The following is an 18,794-nucleotide window of genomic DNA, read 5'->3' on the forward strand; positions in this document are numbered from 1 at the left end:
CTTTCCGTGACTTCAACGGACACCGATATCGAGCAACCGTTGCTCGTTTCCGACAACAATGGCGTGCGTACCATCACGCTGAATCGGCCTGCGGCACGCAATGCGGTCAATCTGGAAATGGCCACAGCGATCGATGCGGCATTGACCGAGTTCGATGACCGCCGCGACCTCGCTGTTGCGGTCCTGGCCGCGAACGGCCCCACATTCTGCGCCGGTATGGACCTCAAAGCGTTCCTGCGGGGCGAGCGACCGCTCACGCCGCGGCGCGGGTTCGCCGGTATTGCGCAGGAGCCGCCCCGCAAGCCCATCATCGCGGCGGTCGACGGTCCCGCTGTCGCGGGTGGCTTCGAGATCGTCCTCGCCTGCGACATGATCGTTGCCGCGGAGAACGCCTTCTTCGCGCTGCCTGAAGTCAAGCGTGGTCTCGTTGCCGCCGGAGGCGGATTGCTGCGCCTGCCTGGGCGTCTGCCCTACGCCCTTGCGATGGAACTGTCGCTGACCGGAAGGCAGATTTCGGTGAGCGAAGCCGAGCGCCTCGGCCTGGTCAACAGGATGGTGGCACCGGGTACCGCGGTTGAGGCTGCCCTCGAACTCGCCGGCGACGTGGCCGCGTGCGGGCCACTGGCTGTGGCGGCGACGAAGCGGATTTTGCAGGACAGTCCGGGTTGGCCGGCGGGTGAGGCATTCGAGCGGCAGTCCGAGCTGACTGCGCCGGTGCGGTCCTCGGCGGATGCAAAGGAGGGCGCGCTCGCCTTCACCGAGAAGCGTGCACCGGTATGGACGGGCTCGTGAGCCGTCACCGCGTATCCGAACGAGAGAGGAAGACGACATGGACCTGAACCTGACCGACCGCGGGGTCATCGTCACCGGCGCGAGTAAGGGCCTGGGACGAGCCGCGGCACGGGCGCTGGCTGCCGAAGGCGCGAATGTCCTGGCTGTGGCGAGGACTGAAGCCAGCCTGAAAGAGTTGGCAGCGGAGAAATTCGCTGGGACCATCCATCCCCACGTGTGCGACATGCGCGACCGTGATCAGGTCGCAGCGCTTGCCACGGTCGCCGTGGACCAACTCGGAAGTCTCGACGCCGTTGTCAACAACGCGGGTATCGCTCCCGCGGCAAACTTTCTCGAGATGGACATGTCGCTCTTCGACGAGACCATGGAGGTCAACGTCGCCTCCATTGCGGTGCTCTCGCAGGCCGCCGGGCGTCACTTCGTCGAGCGGGGGAAGGGTGGCCGCATCATCAACGTCGTGTCGACCTCGGGCATCCTCGGCAAGGCAACGCTGGCCGCGTACTCGGCGTCCAAGGGTGCGGCAATTCAGCTGACCAAGGCGCTTGCGGCCGAGTGGGCTCGGCACAACATTCAGGTCAATGCCATCGCGCCCGGAGCTTTTGCCACCGAGGCCCAGTCGTTCGTCACCGGCAACCCGGACGTCCTGGCCAAGCGAGTGCGAAAGATTCCGGCCAGGCGAATGGCGGAGCCGGACGAGATCGGGCCGTTGGTCTGCTACCTCTCATCGTCGGCTTCGCAGTTCGTGTCCGGGGCCGTGTACGTCATCGATGGAGGCGAGACAGCGAAGCAGTAGCACTTCGCTGTGCAGTAGAGGCGGGTGTTGTCGTGAGTCACCGCCATACATGGTTATTTAATTGTTGGTTGACAGACAAAGACAGGCAGGGAATAAGAATATGAGAGATGCGGTGATCGTCGATGCCGTCCGCACACCGATCGGCAAGCGGAATGGAGCGTTGGCGGACATCCACCCCGCCGTCATCTCCGCCACGGTGCTGCAGGCATTGGCTGAGCGCAACAGCCTCGATCCAGCTTCCGTCGATGACGTGATCTGGGGGTGCGTGAGTCAGGTATCCGAGCAGGCCAGCAACATCGGCAGGAACGCGGTACTGGCGGCCAGCTGGCCCGAGACCGTCCCTGCGACGTCGGTGAACCGGGCATGCGGATCCAGTCAGCAGGCAGTCAGTTTCGCGGCGGCCGGGGTCATCGCGGGACACTACGACTTCGCCGTGGCCGGTGGCGTGGAATCGATGACCCGGGTCCCGATGGGCAGCGCGGCGCAGGGAGGCCAGCCTGCACCTGCTGTCCTGCTCGAGCGATACGGCGTCGAAGGATTCAACCAGGGAGTCGGGGCCGAGATGATCGCCGAGCGGTGGGGGATGTCCCGCACTGAACTCGACGAGTACTCGCTGCGGTCTCATCGGCTGGCCGCCGAGGCCATCGACGCCGGCGCATTCGACTCCCAACTGATCTCACTCGGTGGCTTGGAATCCGACGAAGGCGTGCGACGGAGTGGCACGCTGGAGAAACTGGCAACGCTCCCTACCCCGTTCAAGAGCGACGGTGTCGTCTCGGCAGGCAACGCTTCGCAAATCTCGGACGGTTCCGGCGCCCTGCTGCTGACCACCTCCGAGATCGCCCGGGCGAGTGGAATGAAGCCCCTCGCCCGCATTCACACTGCGGTGGTGGCCGGCGACGACCCGGTGATCATGTTGACCGGCCCCATTCGGGCCACCGAGCTGGCACTGAAGAAGTCCGGACTCTCGATCGACGAGATCGGCGCTTTCGAGGTCAACGAGGCGTTCGCACCGGTACCGCTGGCCTGGCTCGCCGAGACCGGAGCCAAGGAAGACCGTGTGAACCCACTCGGCGGAGCCATCGCTGTCGGTCATCCTCTCGGCGGATCAGGGGCCATACTGATGACCCGTCTCGTGCACCACATGCGCGACAACGGAATTCGATATGGCCTGCAGACGATGTGTGAAGCCGGCGGTCTCGCTAACGCGACGATCCTCGAGTTGCTCTGACGCGTTACCGGTCGGCAATTCGCGGCAAATGACAATCCCACTCGCCCCTGATGCACAGGGCGAGATGTAAGGGCAGCGCTTGCGGCGCCACCCACCACAAACTCACGGAGGAGAACAGCATGCAGGTGAAGGGATCCGTCATAGCGGTGACGGGCGGAGCGTCGGGCCTCGGCCTGGCCACGGCGCAGCGTCTGGTCGACGCAGGCGCAAAGGTCGCGTTGGTGGACCTTCCCGGTTCCAACGGCGACACCGCGGCAAAAGAGCTCGGTGAGAACGCGATCTTCACGCCGGGTGACGTCACCGATGAGAAGTCCTTCGCCGAGGCCCTCGACGCTGCGGACCAATGGGGACCACTGAAGGGTCTGGTGCATTGCGCAGGCTCCGGCCGCAGGCTTCGCTTGCTCGACAAGGAGGGTAACCCGGGCTCACTCGAAGATTTCGAGTTCGTCATCAAGCTCAATCTGGTCGGCAGCTTCAACGCGCTGCGGCTCGGCGCGGCGCGCATGGCCAAGCACGAGGCGATCGACGGGGAACGCGGCGCGATCATCATGACCGCCTCCGTGGCGGCATTCGAGGGCCAGATCGGGCAGATTCCGTACACCGCATCCAAGGCGGGAATTGTGGGCATGACGCTCACTGCCGCTCGCGACCTGGCCAGCAAAGGGATCCGCGTCTGCGCAATCGCGCCCGGCATCATGGACACGCCGCTCCTCGGTCGGCTCCGCGAGGACGTCCGGCAGAGCCTGGCGGCCAGCGTTCCGAACCCGCAGCGTCTCGGCACACCGGACGAGTTTGCCCACCTTGCGAACCACATCCTGGAGAACGCCTACCTCAATGGCGAGACAATCCGTCTCGACGGTGCTCTTCGCATGGCACCCCGCTAGGCCGGCAGATCGCTGATTTCGAGAACACCGTTCAAGACGGCGTGGGGACAATTCTGTTGAATCGTCCCCACGCCGAGAGCGCGTCGTAGCCGCCGTGAACGGTGGTGGGCGCCCGGGATGGACATGGCCCTGATGTGCGCGCGTCGCCGTCAGCGGCGACGAACGCCATCGTTCCAAGGCAGATGAAGACAGGTGCAATCATGAACACACACGATCCGGTGGTCCTCACCTCCGCTCAGGGCGTCACAACGATCACGCTGAACCGGCCGGAGCGGAAGAACGCTGTCGACGAATCGATGTGGCGAATGCTCGCGGAGATGCTTCGGAGCGTGCGCAACGACGCCGATACTCGGGTGGTCGTCCTGCAGGGTGCAGGCGGGGCCTTCTGCGCGGGCGCCGATGTTGCCAAGAGCAAACACGACGAGCATCCCATTCCTCGTCTGCGGCGCATCGGAGACGTCGCGCTCGCGCTCTTCGAGCTTCCGATGCCCGTGATCGCCAAAGTGGACGGGGTGGCTGCAGGGGCCGGATGCAATATGGCCTTGGCCTGCGATTTCGTTGTTGCGTCCAGCCGGGCTCGGTTCAGCGAAATATTCGTCCGCCGCGGACTTTCACTTGATTTCGGAGGCTCGTGGCTGCTACCGCGGGTCGTCGGTCTCCAGCAGGCGAAACGGTTGTCGTTGCTCGCCGAGGTCATCGATGCGGACGAAGCGCACCGCCTCGGGATGGTGACCTGGGTACGACCGCCTGAAGACCTCGACGATTTCGTCGCCGTTCTCGCGCAACGGATGTCGGCGATGCCCCCGATCGCCCTCGAGCAGACGAAGAGACTGCTCAACGAAGGGGTAGGAATCGATCTACCGACCGCACTTCGCAACGAAGCTGCTGCCCAGGCAGTAAACTTTGCTACCGAGGACGCGCCCGCCGCGTTCCGTGCGTTCCTGGACAAGTCGGATCCTCCTGCATACACCGGCCGTTGGGCCGTACGCTGATCGGGCGCAGCCGAAATCGGAAACCCTCCACTCGTTCGAGTGGAGGGTTTCTGACGTCCGCAGCGATCCGGTCGAGCGTGTTCGCGTCAGGACACGTCGGGCTCGTTCGCACTCGCCGCACTCCAGTCCGCGAGAATGTCATCGGCACTGACGGCGTGACTCGGAGGCCGTTCCGGAGTGCTCGTCCCGGTACGGGAAAACCGGGGTGCCGGGGTGGGTTGGACAATGCCACCCATGTTTTCGACAATGCGGCGGGCGACAACGTGCTCGTGGCGGCTGGCCTCGTCCAAAGACAATACGGGCGTCACGCACGCGTCGACCGATCCGAAGACGTTCTCCCAGTGGCGGCGCGGTTCGGCGAGGAAGGCCTCGGTCAACCGGGCTCGGATCGTAGGCCATCCGGCTCGGTCGTGTTGGCCGGGCAGGTCTTCTCCCGCCAAAGATGTACCTTCGAGCAGTCGTTGGTAGAACTGGGGCTCAACGGCTCCGACCGCCATGTAACCACCGTCCGCACATTCGTAGGTGTCATAGAACGGTGCGCCACCGTCGAGGAAGTTCTCGCCACGGTTGATATTCCAGGCGCCTCCACCGTACATCGACCACAGCATATGCGCGAGGTTGCTGGCACCGTCGATCATCGCGGCGTCGATGACCTGGCCGTTCCCTGATCGTTCCCGCTCCCACAGCGCAGCCAGAATGCCGATCAGGAGGTATGTCGAGCCGCCGCCGTAATCGCCGATGAGGTTCAGCGGCGGTACCGGCCGTTGTCCCGCGCGGCCCACAGCGTTGAGGATACCTGCGATCGACAGGTAGTTGATGTCGTGTCCCGCCCGGTTCGCGAGCGGACCATCCTGTCCCCAACCGGTCATCCGTCCGTAGACGAGGCGAGGATTTACCGCGTGGCATTCCTCGGGCCCGAGGCCGAGCCGCTCGGCAACGCCGGGCCGATACCCTTCGATGAGCACATCGGCCTGTTTCACCAGCTCCACAACGGTTGTCCGGTCAGCGCCGGACTTGAGATCGGCAACTATGACGCGTCGTCCACGCAACTGCTCATTGCGGCCTTGGGTCCCCAGGCCGAATGGCGCGTCCCGACGTTCGACTCGGACTACGTCGGCGCCGAGATCCGCAAGGATCATGCCGGCATGCGGGCCGGGGCCGATGCTGGCCAATTCGATGACCTTGATACCTGCCAAAGGTCCTGACATGACATACCTCAATCCACCTGCAGGCGTCGACCTCACAGGCTCGAGTAGGGGTGGTGAAACTGGGTTCCGCCTGCGGGGGCCTCAGGCGGGCAGACGGGCGTCGTAAAGGTCGCTCCCGGTCGGCCTGTCTGCGACGGCGAGGTTCCGGACGACTTGGTCTATGAACGCGGTGAGGACGGCGCCGGAGTCGATGCCATCCGGGTCCAGCTTCCACAGGTATCCGACGCCTCGCAGCTGCGTGACTACCATCGCAGCCTGTTGATCAGGGTCTATGCCGGCCCGAATCGAGCCATCCTCGAGGCCGCTTCTGATGTAGGTAGCGACGCGAGATCGCTGATTCTTGTGGAAAGCCACGAAACGGTCCCGTAGTTCGGGAACCGGGCCGACGGCCTCGAAGATCAAGGCATAGAGGGTACTCAACGAACGAGGGCTCTTCTCGTACGAGTTCTTGATCTCGGTCAACATCACTCGTAACGCGTCGAGGCCGGTCAAGTCGTGTAGTTCCGGCTCGACCTTTTCCACGTCCCAGCGCACCACTATCTCCTCGACGAGAGCTTCGAGTAGTTTCGCCTTGGATCCGAAACGAGCGGTCGCGAGGCTGCGGCTGTATCCGGCGCGCTCGCCGACCGTCGCAAGCGTCATCGACTGATAGCCGCCTTCGGCGACGAGTTCGGCTGCGGCCCGGAGGAGGAGACGGGTGGAACGTTCGGACCGTACCTGATGTCCGTTGAGCGTCGGCTGATCTTCCATCTCTCAATCCTAGTTTGTCGACCAAAAAGAATCTGAGTTTGGGGTTGACCTGGTTCAGCTGGCCAAGGGCGGCGTGCTAAGGCTATGGCAGTCATCGAAAGGGGGTGGGAGGCAGAAGCCGATCGGAGACCAGGCGTTGCATGATTTCGGAGGTGCCTTCGAATATTTTCGTCAGACGTGCGTCGCGCCAATAGCGTTCGATCGGGAAGTCCGTGGTGTACCCGGCGCCCCCATGAATCTGCAGGGCTTCCGAAGTCACCCGTTCGGACATCTCTGCTGCTGCATATTTCACCATCGCGGCCCGCATATCGGACGCCTCACCGCCATCGATGTCGGCGGCCACTTCGTACATCAACGCGCGGCACGTCTCGATCTCCGTCGCCATTTTCGCAATTTTGAATCGGGTCGCCTGGAAGTCGCCGATGGAGTGTCCGAACTGCTCTCGCTCCTGTACGTATTTGATCGAGTCCTCGAGCGCACCACGTGCCAGCCCGATGGAGCGCGCAGCAGTGTGGACGCGTGGCGTCAACATTCCAGTGGCAACGCGCTTGAAACCTTGATCGGGGCTTTTCGGATCCTGCTCATGGCCGAGGAGGGCGTCATCCGGCACGAAGCAATCATCGAAGGACAACTCGAACGTATGCCAGCCGTGATAACCGATCTTGCGGACGGCCGTCCCCGTACAACCTTTCGGGAACTCGCCTCGATTCTTGTACGCGATGAATCGGCGAACACCCTTGTGTCGGTTCTCGGGGTCGTATGGTTCGGTCCGCGCGACCACGATGATCCCGTCGGATTGGTCGGCGAATGTACACCACATTTTCTGTCCGTTGATCACCCAACCACCCTCGACCTTGTCGGCCCTGGTGCGGATGGACGCAATGTCGGACCCGGCACCGGGCTCACTCATCGCGAATGCACCCAGCCATTCGCCCCGCGCTGCGCGTGGGAGGATCTCCGCGCGCTGGGTCGGGTCCAGAGCAGAAGCGACGCCTGAGCGCGTGATGATGCTTGCCACGCTCATCCACGCGCGGGCAAGCTCTTCGGTGATCAGTGCGTACTCGAAGACGCCGAGGCCAAGGCCGCCGTGTTCTTCCGGGATCAGGACTCCGAAGAACCCGAGATCCGCCATCTTGGTACGAAGCGAGTCGGGGATCAGCCCGTGCTTCGGATCGAGCTCGTTCGCCACCGGGAGGACTTCGCGCATGGCGAAATCGCGGGCCATCTGCTGGATGGCTTCGCGCTCATCGGTCCGGTAGGCGAACGGAATTCTCGGTCGCGGATCGGCCAGTGGACGGTTCACGAAGAGCCCCAATCATAGTTAGTCAACTAGCAATGTATCGCAGGGTAGCCGTTGTGCCGGTGTGCGGCAAGTGTTGGGCCGCGCCGCAGCGAGGGCGAGGTTTGTAGGTTGACAACCAAAGTTCCTTGGCTGACGATTGCTGTGATGCGCGCCACGCCCGCACACGCTCCGGAACGGTTCCGGGCGGACGTAAGAGGCTGCGCCCTGCCGAAACTCCCATCGCTCTGACACCAGAGGACTAACACGTGCCTATGTCTCCCACGCTGGATGCCCAGCACATCATCGATAACGCGCCGCTGTCCTTCGTGCAGCGCCGGGCGATCGCGATGATCATGGCGGTATCTTTCTTCGACGGTTTCGATGCCCTCATCATGGCCATCACTGCGCCTTCGATAGCTGAGGAATGGGGTACGACTACGGCGAGTCTTACGCCCGCAATAGTCGCATCACTCCTTGGAATGATCGTTGGCGCTGTACTTTTGGCCCCGCGAGCAGATCACTATGGTCGACGACCGCTGCTGATTGCCGGAGTTGCCATCTTCGGGGCAATGACGCTCTGTGCTGTCGCCGCACAAAGTATCGAGCAGATAATTCCTTTGCGATTCCTTGCTGGCATCGGGCTCGGGGCTGTCATTCCGAATAGTTACGCCTACGGCGCGGAGTACGCCCCGAAGCGGATACGCGCTACCGTAGTCACGATCGTCGGTGCGAGCAGTGCTGCGGGTGGATTCCTCGGCGGTCTGCTGGCCAGTGCCGTGATGCCCTCTCTAGGATGGCGGTCCGTTTTCCTCATCGGAGGATTGTTTCCGCTTCTGCTGATCCCGGCCCTCCTGCGTTGGCTCCCGGAAACTGTGCAGTTCTTGACGCTCAGGGGCAAGCACGATCAGGCACGATCGATCCTCCGATCGGTGGACGCGCGAGCCGTTGGTTCCTTCGCTGCACCACTGACTGTGCCACTCTCGCGCGAAGGCACCAAACCTTCGATAAAACTGCTCTTCACGCGGCATTTGGCGCCGGTAACGTTGTTGCTCTGCGTGGTGTTTTTCAGCGCGGTGCTCTTGATTCTCTTCCTTATGTCGTGGATACCGTCCGTCCTCAAAGACGCTGGTTTCTCGACTGGGCAAGCCGTCTTTGCATCTTCGATTTGTAACCTGGGTGCGATGGTCGGTGGAGTCGCTCTGGGCGCCCGGATCGACCGTAGTAAGTCTCCCTACCACGTCCTGAGCCTTGCCTTTCTCGTTGCCGGTATCGCGATTGTGGTGACTGCCCTGTCGCTTGGTTCCTTGGTCGTACTGATGATCTCCCTGTTCGTCGTGGGCGCGTGCGCAATCGGTACTCAGATGTGCGTCAATGCGGTGGCAACCGAGGTTTATCCCGCTTGGTTGCGGGCGACAGGTATGGGCTTTCTCTCCGCGGTCGGACGTGTCGGATCGGTGGTCGGACCGTCGATAGGCGGAGCGCTTTTGGCGGCTCAGTTGCCTGCTAGAACGATTTTTCTGCTTGCCGTGATCCCCGCGATCGTTGCTGCGGTCGGGATGGGTGTCGTGGGGGCCGTCGCAACGAGCCGCCGACGCATTCAGGCACCTGCCGATGCGCTGGAACAGTCGGACCTGGTGGAGACCGAGGAGAACTCAGGTTCGGGAAGCCGTAATCGGTAAGACCGAGCACATCCAACCGCTGCGACGATAAACCCGCAGGCGAGCAGCGTTTGACAAAGTTAGTTATTCGACCAACAATTCTGGCACGACGGTTGCCAAGCCAAGCGAAAGAAGGCCAGTTGATGACCGATGCAGCGCGTCCCCGCCGTTCCGCTCTCTACGTTCCGGGGAACAACTCACGCGCCCTGGAGAAGGCCGCGGGTCTGTTAGCTGACGTGGTAATTCTCGACCTCGAGGACGCCGTCGGTGACGATGCGAAACCCGCCGCGCGCGAAAGAGTGTGCGACATCGTGCGCTCTGGCGTGCTGCGACCTCGTGAGGTGGTGATCCGCGTCAACGGGCTCGGCACCGAGTGGCACGAAGACGATATGGCGGCAGTCGCGCAATCTGGTGCCGATGGTGTTCTGGTGCCCAAGGTCGGTTCCGGTGATGATGTCCGCGCTCTTGTGGGGGAGCTGGAGGCCGCAGGCGCCGACAATCAGACGACCCTCTGGCTGATGATCGAGACTCCCGGTTCTTTCTTGCATGCCGAGGAGATCGCTGCGGCCAGCGATCGTGTCTCTGTGCTGGTTATCGGTACCAACGACTTGATCAATGATCTCCACGCGTTACAGCGTCCTGGACGGGCGCCAGTCATGACGGCGTTGTCCTTGGCTGTTCTGGGTGCCCGATCGGCGGGAAGGGTGATCTTGGATGGGGTTTTCAATGACATAGGAGACGGGGACGGCTTCATCGCCGAAGCCCGCCAGGGGCGGGAGATGGGTTTCGATGGCAAGACGGTGGTGCATCCTTCTCAGATCGGACCCGCTAACTCGGCTTTCGGACCGTCTCCAGAGGAGGTCGAATACGCTCGTACGGTCGTCTCGGCCTACGAGAATGCCAGAGCTGCCGGAGACAGCGTCATCACGGTGGACGAAAGAATGATCGAAAGTTTGCACGTGAGGGACGCGCAGCGAATTCTGACTCTCGCAGCGCGGATCGACGAGCTGACCGATCTCGATCTCGCTCGCACCTGACGCGCGCCTCGAACGAAACCGGTAAGCGGGTCCTCGATGCAATCGAAGACCCGCTTACTGCTGTGATTACAGCGACCAAGATGACCGTGCAGTGGTTGTCAGATGTCCCATTCGAAATCTGGAAGGTCGTCGAACTGGGCTGGGTGGCCGCCGCGCTGCGCTTGTAGTGCCTTCTGCATATCGTGCGAGGACAGCGCTGCCGCGCTCCAGCTCGCGCTACGGTCCAGTCCTTCCCGCACGCTGTGATCGCGAGAGTAGAGCAGAGCCGACTTCGTTCCTGCGATGGCGAGTGGACTCTTCGACGCAATCGTTTCAGCGGTGCGATCAACAGCTGTCATCATCTCGTCGAAGTCGGCGAATACCTCGTTGAGCAAGCCGATCTCACGTGCGCAATCGGCGTGGAGGCGATTCCCTGTATATGCATACTCACGGGCGATGCCGTCAGGGATCAATGTGGGGAGCCGCTGAAGGGTACCCGCATCGGCTGTGATCCCGATATTGGTTTCCTGAATGACAAAGAAGGCATCGCCCGTGGCATAGCGCATGTCGCATGCTGTGACGAGGTCCAGTGCACCACCGATGCATCCGCCCTGTATCGCGGCTAGAACCGGGACCCGGATTCGTTCCACAGCAGAAATGACGTCCTGGAAGTGTCGCACAGACTCCCCCCGGACCACGTTGTATCGGGCCGGGTCGGCATACCGCGACGGGTCGCGGCTCGAGAAGACATCGAGGTGCATTCCCGCGCTGAAATGTTTTCCGGTCGAACTCAGCACGACCACGCGAACCTTCGGATCCGCGTTCATTCGCGTAGCGATGTCGCGGAGCTCCCGCCAGAATTGTGGAATCATCGTGTTGAGTTCTGTCGGCCTGTCGGCCTGTCGAGCCGTACCGCAGCGATACCCGCGTGGACCACGACTTCAAAACACTGATACTTCACGGCGTTCCGTTCAGGGAGGCGCTACTGGGCGAAGTGGATGACGCCACGGATGTTGCGACCGTTGCGCATGTCCTCGAAACCCTGGTTGATTTGGTCGAGAGAGTACGTGGCGGTGACAAGATCGTCGAGAAGGAGCTTGCCGGCACGGTACAGGTCCAGCAGCATCGGCATCGCCTCGCGCGGCGACTTCATGCCGTACGGGGCACCTTGGATGCGCTTCTGCGGGCGTTTGCATTGAGCCCCGGGATGATTGCCTCCTCGGATTCGCGACCGATCCCCGTCGGCTTTGCGGACAGCCTGGTAAGCGTCTACGTAACTCTCATACTTCCTGCCACTGATGTGGCCGATGCCGGAGATGTAGGTACTTCACGGCTACCCGTAACACCGTGCGATGTGGCGGGTTTGACCGTGTCCCACACCGACGCTCGAGGTGCAGGAACAATTCTTATCTGATTCACCCCCGCCCGGGGTGTCGCGGTGGGAACACTGCGGCGGACCCGGCGATGACGAGGCCTGCTCGGGGTGGGACTGGTCTTGTCGCGGCACTGCCGGACCGGCGCATGCTCGGTAACCCGAATCTCCGGGTTCTTCCCGCGCTTGCGAACAACTCTGTCGCGCCCCAGTAGTGCACGTTTAGCAAGATTCACCCCCGCCACGTGATCACGATTGCCGCCGACCTTGCACCGCGTACACCACGCCCGGTGATAGCCGCCCGGGCGGGAGAGTGTGTCGTTACAGCCCGGGCACAACGCCGACGTGCCGCGTGCCGGTACCGACACCACCGTCACACCGACCCCCGCGGCGGTGTGCGCGAGAGCGTCGACGGCCTTGCGGCGCGCGGACTGCGCGGCCCGGTTGTTGTTCACCCGGCCGTGACCCCGGGTTTCGAGGGTGCTGAGGTCTTCCACCCCGATCACCGTCGCACCGGCCGCGGCGGCGTAGTCGGTCACTTCCCGGCCGAAGTGGAAGGCTAGTTCCCGGTTGATCTTTCCCCGTTTGACACCGACCGCGGTGCGGTGGGCGTCGAGGACCGCGATCTTCTGTTCCAGTTCGGTGCGCACGTCGGGTGGTGCGGTCGCGGCGAGCCGCGTCAAACGTGCGGCTTTGCGGTGCAGGTATTGGCCTTCCGTTTGCAGGCGGGCCAGCTTGATTCCCAGGCCCCGGTCGTCGTAGGTGAAGCCCCGGTAGTCCGAGACCAATCCGTCGGGGCGTTCGGTGACGATCGCGGCCGCGCCGAGGGTGGCCGGCGACCAATCCACCCCCACCGCGGTTGTTGCCGCGCTCAGATCAGCAGTGGGTATCTGTTCGGTGGCCGCGCAGCGCAGCAGCACACCTCGGTGGTCGAGGACGAGAGTCGGCAGATGCCAGTCCGTGATCGCTCTGGTGTGCAGGTGTGGTGGGATCGCGGCGGTCAACCGGACCCGCCGCCACTGCGCCCGACCTGTCGGGGCCTCATGCGTGGGAAGTTTCACCGTCAACACCATCACACCGTCCGCGACGGTGATCTGCGAGAGTTGTCGATCGGCAGCGGAAAGCCTCGCCATCACACAGGTCTGCGGCGGTCCCTGTACATCGGTGATGCGTAGGCGTTCGGTGGCCGCGCCGTCGGTGCGCCGGGAGCGCGCAGTGAGTTGCCGTGCCACGCCGCGCGCGAAGCCGGACGGCACACACTCGCCAGCCGTGGTGGGCGGCGCCAGTCGGCCGGTAGCCGGGTCGAACCTGGCCGACAGGGCACTGATCGCGTTGTCCCGGTACGCCAAGGCGCGAAGCGTGCCGACCGCCTGGGCGGTGACCACCCGGGTCACCCGCGAGGGCACGTACACACCGGGGGGATAGGACGGGTGCCACCCCAGACGCGCCGCAGCGACATGCCCCTGCATCGGGAGCTTCCGGCCTTGACCATCGCGTCCGGCGGCGAGGGCATCGAAGGTGGCCGGGTGCCACAACCTCGACACCAACTCCGATTGCGCGGCGCCGATCAAGTCGAGCAGCCACCGGACACGAACATCGATGGTATCGAGCCCGATCGGGGCGCCGGTAGCGTCGTCGACCGCCGCGTACGGGCGGGTGGTGTACGAGAACTGGCGCGGCACGGTACATCCGGCCTCGGCAACGGTCACCTCGCCCCGCCGAGTACCAGAGTCAGCGATGCGCGCGGGACCTCGTTCTTCGGACAGCAGGAACCCCCCGTTCCGCCGCAAGGTCCAGCGTGCACCCACCAAGTACGGTCATCGTGGGGGTTCCCTCCGACCACCCGCAACTCCGACAGTTCCCCCGCACACAGTTCCTCCGCTGCAGCTCCCTTGACGAGGTCTTTCGACGCCCGGAACACGACGTCGTCGACGGTGACCATCTCGTCGTCGGGCAGCCGCAGCTTCCCGGCGTCGAGCAGCTGACACACCAGGCCGGTGCGGAGCTTTTCCGCCTGTGCGTCCGTGAGGGGCTGAGCTTCCTTCCCTGCGGCGCGGCGCGCGGTGCGGGCCGCTTCCTCGGCGAGTAGTTCGGCGAACCAGTCCGGCACCAGTTCGGTGCCACCGATCCCACCCTTGGCGGTCTTGATGTCCAGCGGTGTGGCAATGTCGTTGCCACGCATCGCAGCAGCGATGTAGTGCACGCGAATTCCGAGCCAGCCCACGACCCGCCGCACCTGATACAGCACGCGATCGGCGCGGACCACTTCTTTTCGCTGCCGCTTCTGCGTGTCCACCGTCTCCATCGGATTACCCCCACCGCAAACCGTGCTGCCGCATCGGCCGAGAAGACGGCGTTGATTCAGCCTCGACCGCAACCGATAGAACCGGCCCGAAAACGACGCCAGCAACGCCATGAAGTCATCGATCAACTCTTCCCCCACCGATGTGTCGCCATGCTCCCGCAGAACCTCGACCGTAACCCCGACCACCGACAATACCTTTCGATCCACGCCACCCGAACCTGGCCAACCGATCCCGCCACACCACCCGCACCACCGTGAAAGTGACCCTCGGCAGCGTCGTCGAGCATCCGGTCCAACCCGGCCCGCGTTTCCCGCACACCCGAACGCGTCCCTTTTTACACCCGTTACACGACTCCGGTGGCGCTCTCGCGCAACATCTTCTCCTGATCGGCGAGCGAGGACTCCTGCCCAGTCGAGCCGGACACCCGGCAGTACAACGCTTCCACCCGGTCGACCGGAGCGTTGTCAGTGGCAGATCGGCCGACGTTCGCGCGGCGGATGTCCGGTCGGAGCCGAGCCGGCGGGTGGCGCTGCCCAACGCTCCCGGGAAGGGAGTGAGGTGGACCACAGGGGCTAGTCTGCCGCATATCGATAGGTTGTCAAGCAACTAGTTTTCCGATCGGCGTGCGGCTCTTATTCTTCGTTATTAGTTAGTCGACAAGCAATGTTGGAGTAGGCTCGCGGTGGCCTAGGTAGCAGAAAGCGGCCGTCGATCCGGTGGTAGGACGAGCGCGACCTCATCGTTCGCACCGAAGTCGAAGCGCCGGAAAGGGACAACTATGACCAAGCGCACCGAGTTCTGGACCAATCTCACCTCGAAGGACCCGCGTGGAGCCCCGGCGGAAGCGGCGCGATTGGAGGCTGACGGTTGGGATGGGGCGGTAATGGTTGATTCGCAGTCGATGTTCCCGGAGGTCTGGTCCTATCTGGCGACCTGTGCGCAGGCGACGAGTCGGATAAAGCTGGCGACAGGGGTGACGAACCCGATCACGCGCCATCCGTCAGTCACAGCGGCGGCGGCTGCGTCGCTGCAGCTGATCTCGAACGGACGGGCTGTGCTGGGGATTGGGAGGGGAGATTCCGCGCTGGCCTACGTGGGCGCATCACCGATGTCGATCGCGAAGTTCGAGCACTACCTCGAGATGCTCCAGACCTACCTGCGCGGCGAGATGGTCGCCATGACGGATGCCAGCGCAATGGTCCTCAACGCCAAGGTGGGGTTCGGCGACCTGGCGATCGGATCCGGTCCGACGGGCAGCAGCCTGAAATGGCTGGGCGCCTACGACATTCCCAAGGTTCCGATCGAGTCGTTCTCGACCGGTCCCAAGGCGATCGCGTCGTCCGCCCGTGTTGCTGAAACCGTCGTTCTGGGGCTGGCGGCGGAAGTCAACCGTGTCGCCTGGGGTGTCGACCTCGCGCGCACGGCCGCCGCGGACGTTGGCAAGGAGGTTGGCCTCGGATGCGTCGTGATCGCGATGCCGCAGGAGGACATCCGGGTCGCCCGCGAGATTGTGAAGCCGACGGTCGCAACTATGGCCCGATTCTCCGTGATGAACAACAAGGTAATCGGTCCGTCTACCGCGGCGCAGTCCGAGATCATGCTCGAGATCGCCAAGGTATACGACATGAACAGGCACGGTGAGTTGGCGCCCCAGTGTCAGGCACTCACCGACGAGTTCATCGACCAGTTCGCCATCGTTGGTAACGTCGAAACCTGCGTCGACCGACTCCGGGGGTTGATGGACCTGGGGCTCGACCGGATGACACTGGTGGTTCCCTACACGCAGACTCCCGAAGTAGTGCATTCGTACGAACTTCTGGTCAACGAGGTGCTGCCGCGCCTGCGCGCCTGCTGAGTGACAGAGCGGGACTCCGTCTGCGATTCGCTCTCGTTGTCCGCATCTGGCAACAACTTTCGTTTTTGGAGTGGGCCACGGATGTACCCACCACCTATCCGGGGGCATGGCGACGCGTGGGAATCCTCGCACGGAATTAATTGTGGGTTGACAAACAAAGTTGCGGGCGCCCAAGATGGATGTGACGCGCGACACTGTCAGGGAGCAGTAGAGCCCCGCGCATATCGCGGGTGCCATTTCGGCGTCGAATCCCACCGCATCGCTATCCTTCGGAGGACCGTACGTGTCTATATCTCCAGTGCTGGATGTCCAGCAGATAATCGACGACGCTCCATTCTCTCCTGCTCAGCGCAGATCGATCGGGATGGTGATGGCGATATCCGTGTTCATCGGGTTCGACGCGTTGATCATGGCCATCAGCGCTCCGGCGATCGCCGAAGACTGGGGGACCACCACGGCCAGTCTCACGTCGGCGATTGTTGCGTCGCTGCTCGGCATGATTGTCGGTGGCCTTTTTCTCGCTCCGCGTGCGGACCGTTGGGGTCGGCGCCCGGTGCTGATCGGGGGCGTCCTCCTCTTCGGCGTCATGACCCTCGCGGTCGTGGCCGTGCAGAACATCGACCAGATGATTCCGTTGCGGTTCATCGCGGGCATTGGGCTCGGCGCCGTCATGCCGAACACGTATGCGTACGGAGCGGAGTTCGCGCCGAAACGTCGGCGTGCAACCGCTGTCACGGTGGTGGGTGCGAGTAGCGCTGGTGGCGGATTCGTGGGCGGACTGCTGGCGAGCGCCATCATCCCGACCTTCGGGTGGCGATCGGTGTTCGTGCTCGGTGGAATCCTGCCGCTACTCCTCATTCCTGCGCTGCTGCGTTGGCTTCCGGAGACGGTGCAGTTCCTGACGCTGTCCGGGAAGGACGACCGGGCGCGGGCGTTGTTGCGGTCGATCGACCGCGACGCAGTCGGCACGGTGGACGTGCCGCTGGTCATGCAGGACCATCGCCGGGGCGAGAAGCCGTCGATGAAGCTGCTGTTCACCCGCCGACTTGCGCCGGTGACACTGGTGCTCTGCGTCGTCTTCTTCAACGCGGTTCTGTTGATCCTGTTCTTGATGTCGTGGATTCCTTCGGTGCTCACCGACGCCGGTCTCTCGACGGGGCATGCCGTCGCCGCTTCGGCGGTCTGCAATCTCGGTGCCATGTTCGGTGGGGTCGGTATCGGGATCATGGCCGATCGCCGCAGAAATCCTTCCCGGATGTTGAGTATCTGTTTCACCATCGCCGCGGTGGCGATCGTGGCCACTGCATTGTCTATCGGGTCCATAGTCGTTCTGATGGTCTCGGTGTTCGTGGTCGGAGCGTTCGCTATCGGAACTCAGATGTGTGTCAACGCAGTCGCGGCGGAGATCTATCCGAGCTGGTTGCGGGCAACCGGTATGGGCGTGCTGTCGGGCGTCGACAGGGTGGGATCGGTGGTCGGTCCCACGATCGGTGGGGCACTGCTGGCCGCGCACGTACCGGCGAAAACGATTTTCCTGCTGGCCGTCGTTCCGGCGATTGTCGCCTCGATCGGGATGGCCGCAGTCCGGTGGGTCGCGCCACGCCAGGTGGAGAATCTGATGTCGGACAGTGAGGATCCGACACCGGAGCTGTCGGGCGCCGGCGATCACCTACGTCCCTGAACCCTCTGCGCGGCAGCCGATGCTTGCGGCTCACGGGTGATGTTCCTGGTCGATCAGGCCAGGGGCATCACCCGTAGCCGATTCGGAAAGCTACCCGATGTACACCGCGATCGAAAGCGCCCCCGGGACCTGTTCCACGTCGACGCCACCCCGATCGACCACCTCGGTCCCGCAGATCTCCTAGCGCCCGTGCGTACACGTTCGGGTCGCCCGCAGGACTGCGTGCTGGTCGGTCAACTATGATTGAAGTGTGGAAAAATCCAGCGAGCAGAACGGCCACCAGGTCCGATCCGAACGCTCGACACGCCTGATCATCCGTGCGGCGGGTGACCTTGTGGTCGAAGGCGGCTATCAGACGATGACGTTAGCGACCGTCGGGGAACGGGCCGGGTACAGCCGGAGTCTCGCGACTGCCAGGTTCGGCTCCAAGGCCAAGCTCCTCGAAGCGCTCGTCGACGAGATCGAGCAACACTGGGACATCGAGACGGCGTTGCCAACCCATGACGGGCAGTCCGGCCTCGAAACTCTGCGGACATTCATCGTCAATATCCGGGACGCGTACAAGCGTGATCCGTGGTCGCTGGCAGTGATGTACGCATTGATGTTCGAAGCTCTCCGGCCGGTCCCGGATCTCCGTGGACGGATCACGGACATGCACCGAGACCTGCATTCACGTATCGCGTCGATTGTCAGCGCCGGAATCGAGGACGGCTCGATCGATCCGAAGGTCGAGCCGGAGCAGCAGGCGTCGATGATAATCGCGCAAATGCGCGGAGTCGGCTACCTGTGGCAGCTCGATCCGGAGGGCGTCGATCCGGAGAGCGTACTCACGCTCTTCCTGGAGCAGTGCATGGAGAATCTCAGTCGGGGCCGGTCGCGGCGGACCAAATCGACTACGTCGGCTAACCGGCCTGTCAAGACCGGTCGCCGTGGTGGGCGGTCGGCGAAGTCTGAGGTATAGGCCCGAAGAACGG

16 protein-coding genes and 1 pseudogene are annotated in these 18,794 nt (G+C 63.3%); 10 read left to right on the top strand and 7 right to left on the bottom strand.

Annotated elements, in window-relative coordinates:
* Positions 1-6: 6 nt before the first annotated feature.
* The 5 genes from GFS60_RS21240 to GFS60_RS21260 all read left to right on the top strand — a co-directional run bounded on the left by GFS60_RS21240 (position 7) and on the right by GFS60_RS21260 (position 4,692).
* Positions 7-792: a crotonase/enoyl-CoA hydratase family protein gene (locus GFS60_RS21240; protein WP_236603230.1), complete on the top strand. Its 786-nt coding sequence runs from the start codon at positions 7-9 to the stop codon at positions 790-792.
* A gap of 37 nt (positions 793-829) precedes the next feature.
* Positions 830-1,585 (top strand): SDR family NAD(P)-dependent oxidoreductase, encoded by a 756-nt coding sequence (locus GFS60_RS21245; RefSeq protein WP_159924307.1) that lies wholly within the window; start codon positions 830-832, stop codon positions 1,583-1,585.
* A gap of 100 nt (positions 1,586-1,685) precedes the next feature.
* Positions 1,686-2,816, top strand: coding sequence for a thiolase family protein (locus tag GFS60_RS21250; protein ID WP_159924309.1), 1,131 nt, complete (start codon positions 1,686-1,688; stop codon positions 2,814-2,816).
* 119 nt (positions 2,817-2,935) lie between these two features.
* Positions 2,936-3,700, top strand: coding sequence for an SDR family NAD(P)-dependent oxidoreductase (locus GFS60_RS21255; RefSeq protein WP_159924311.1), 765 nt, complete (start codon positions 2,936-2,938; stop codon positions 3,698-3,700).
* A gap of 200 nt (positions 3,701-3,900) precedes the next feature.
* Complete coding sequence (locus GFS60_RS21260; protein WP_159924313.1) at positions 3,901-4,692, top strand: enoyl-CoA hydratase/isomerase family protein; 792 nt, start codon at positions 3,901-3,903, stop codon at positions 4,690-4,692.
* 86 nt (positions 4,693-4,778) lie between these two features.
* Here the strand turns inward: GFS60_RS21260 and GFS60_RS21265 are convergent, their stop codons facing one another.
* From GFS60_RS21265 to GFS60_RS21275, 3 genes are all read right to left on the bottom strand, one after another.
* Positions 4,779-5,900, bottom strand: a complete 1,122-nt coding sequence (locus GFS60_RS21265) for a CaiB/BaiF CoA transferase family protein (RefSeq protein WP_159924315.1) — start codon at positions 5,898-5,900, stop codon at positions 4,779-4,781.
* A gap of 81 nt (positions 5,901-5,981) precedes the next feature.
* The gene (locus tag GFS60_RS21270; RefSeq protein WP_159924317.1) at positions 5,982-6,650 is read right to left on the bottom strand and encodes a TetR/AcrR family transcriptional regulator; all 669 of its coding nucleotides are present in this window, start codon (positions 6,648-6,650) and stop codon (positions 5,982-5,984) included.
* Between the two features lie 91 nt (positions 6,651-6,741).
* The gene (locus GFS60_RS21275; RefSeq protein ID WP_159924319.1) at positions 6,742-7,953 is read right to left on the bottom strand and encodes an acyl-CoA dehydrogenase family protein; all 1,212 of its coding nucleotides are present in this window, start codon (positions 7,951-7,953) and stop codon (positions 6,742-6,744) included.
* Between the two features lie 251 nt (positions 7,954-8,204).
* Between GFS60_RS21275 and GFS60_RS21280 the strand changes: the two genes are divergently transcribed.
* Both GFS60_RS21280 and GFS60_RS21285 read left to right on the top strand, forming a co-directional pair.
* Positions 8,205-9,611, top strand: a complete 1,407-nt coding sequence (locus GFS60_RS21280; protein ID WP_159924321.1) for an MFS transporter — start codon at positions 8,205-8,207, stop codon at positions 9,609-9,611.
* Between the two features lie 122 nt (positions 9,612-9,733).
* Complete coding sequence (locus GFS60_RS21285; RefSeq protein WP_159927422.1) at positions 9,734-10,627, top strand: HpcH/HpaI aldolase/citrate lyase family protein; 894 nt, start codon at positions 9,734-9,736, stop codon at positions 10,625-10,627.
* Positions 10,628-10,725: 98 nt separating this feature from the next.
* Here the strand turns inward: GFS60_RS21285 and GFS60_RS21290 are convergent.
* The 4 genes and pseudogenes from GFS60_RS21290 to GFS60_RS38650 all read right to left on the bottom strand — a co-directional run.
* Positions 10,726-11,490, bottom strand: a pseudogene (locus tag GFS60_RS21290) (enoyl-CoA hydratase-related protein); the annotation flags it as partial.
* A 98-nt stretch (positions 11,491-11,588) separates the two neighbouring features.
* A complete protein-coding gene (locus GFS60_RS21295; RefSeq protein WP_201453412.1) occupies positions 11,589-11,759 on the bottom strand; it encodes a hypothetical protein in 171 nt (56 codons plus the stop codon).
* A 116-nt stretch (positions 11,760-11,875) separates the two neighbouring features.
* On the bottom strand, positions 11,876-13,660 hold the full coding sequence (locus GFS60_RS21300) for a zinc ribbon domain-containing protein (protein WP_236603231.1): 1,785 nt from the start codon (positions 13,658-13,660) through the stop codon (positions 11,876-11,878).
* A 23-nt stretch (positions 13,661-13,683) separates the two neighbouring features.
* Positions 13,684-14,490, bottom strand: coding sequence for a hypothetical protein (locus tag GFS60_RS38650; protein ID WP_201453413.1), 807 nt, complete (start codon positions 14,488-14,490; stop codon positions 13,684-13,686).
* A gap of 572 nt (positions 14,491-15,062) precedes the next feature.
* Here GFS60_RS38650 and GFS60_RS21305 point away from each other — a divergent pair.
* The 3 genes from GFS60_RS21305 to GFS60_RS21315 all read left to right on the top strand — a co-directional run bounded on the left by GFS60_RS21305 (position 15,063) and on the right by GFS60_RS21315 (position 18,781).
* Positions 15,063-16,139 (top strand): LLM class flavin-dependent oxidoreductase, encoded by a 1,077-nt coding sequence (locus tag GFS60_RS21305; protein ID WP_159924327.1) that lies wholly within the window; start codon positions 15,063-15,065, stop codon positions 16,137-16,139.
* Between the two features lie 283 nt (positions 16,140-16,422).
* Complete coding sequence (locus GFS60_RS21310) at positions 16,423-17,820, top strand: MFS transporter (RefSeq protein ID WP_159924329.1); 1,398 nt, start codon at positions 16,423-16,425, stop codon at positions 17,818-17,820.
* Between the two features lie 250 nt (positions 17,821-18,070).
* Positions 18,071-18,781, top strand: a complete 711-nt coding sequence (locus GFS60_RS21315; RefSeq protein ID WP_159924331.1) for a TetR/AcrR family transcriptional regulator — start codon at positions 18,071-18,073, stop codon at positions 18,779-18,781.
* Positions 18,782-18,794 lie beyond the last annotated feature (13 nt).

This window comes from Rhodococcus sp. WAY2 (assembly GCF_009859915.1).
Classification (GTDB): Bacteria; Actinomycetota; Actinomycetes; order Mycobacteriales; family Mycobacteriaceae; genus Rhodococcus_F; species Rhodococcus_F oxybenzonivorans.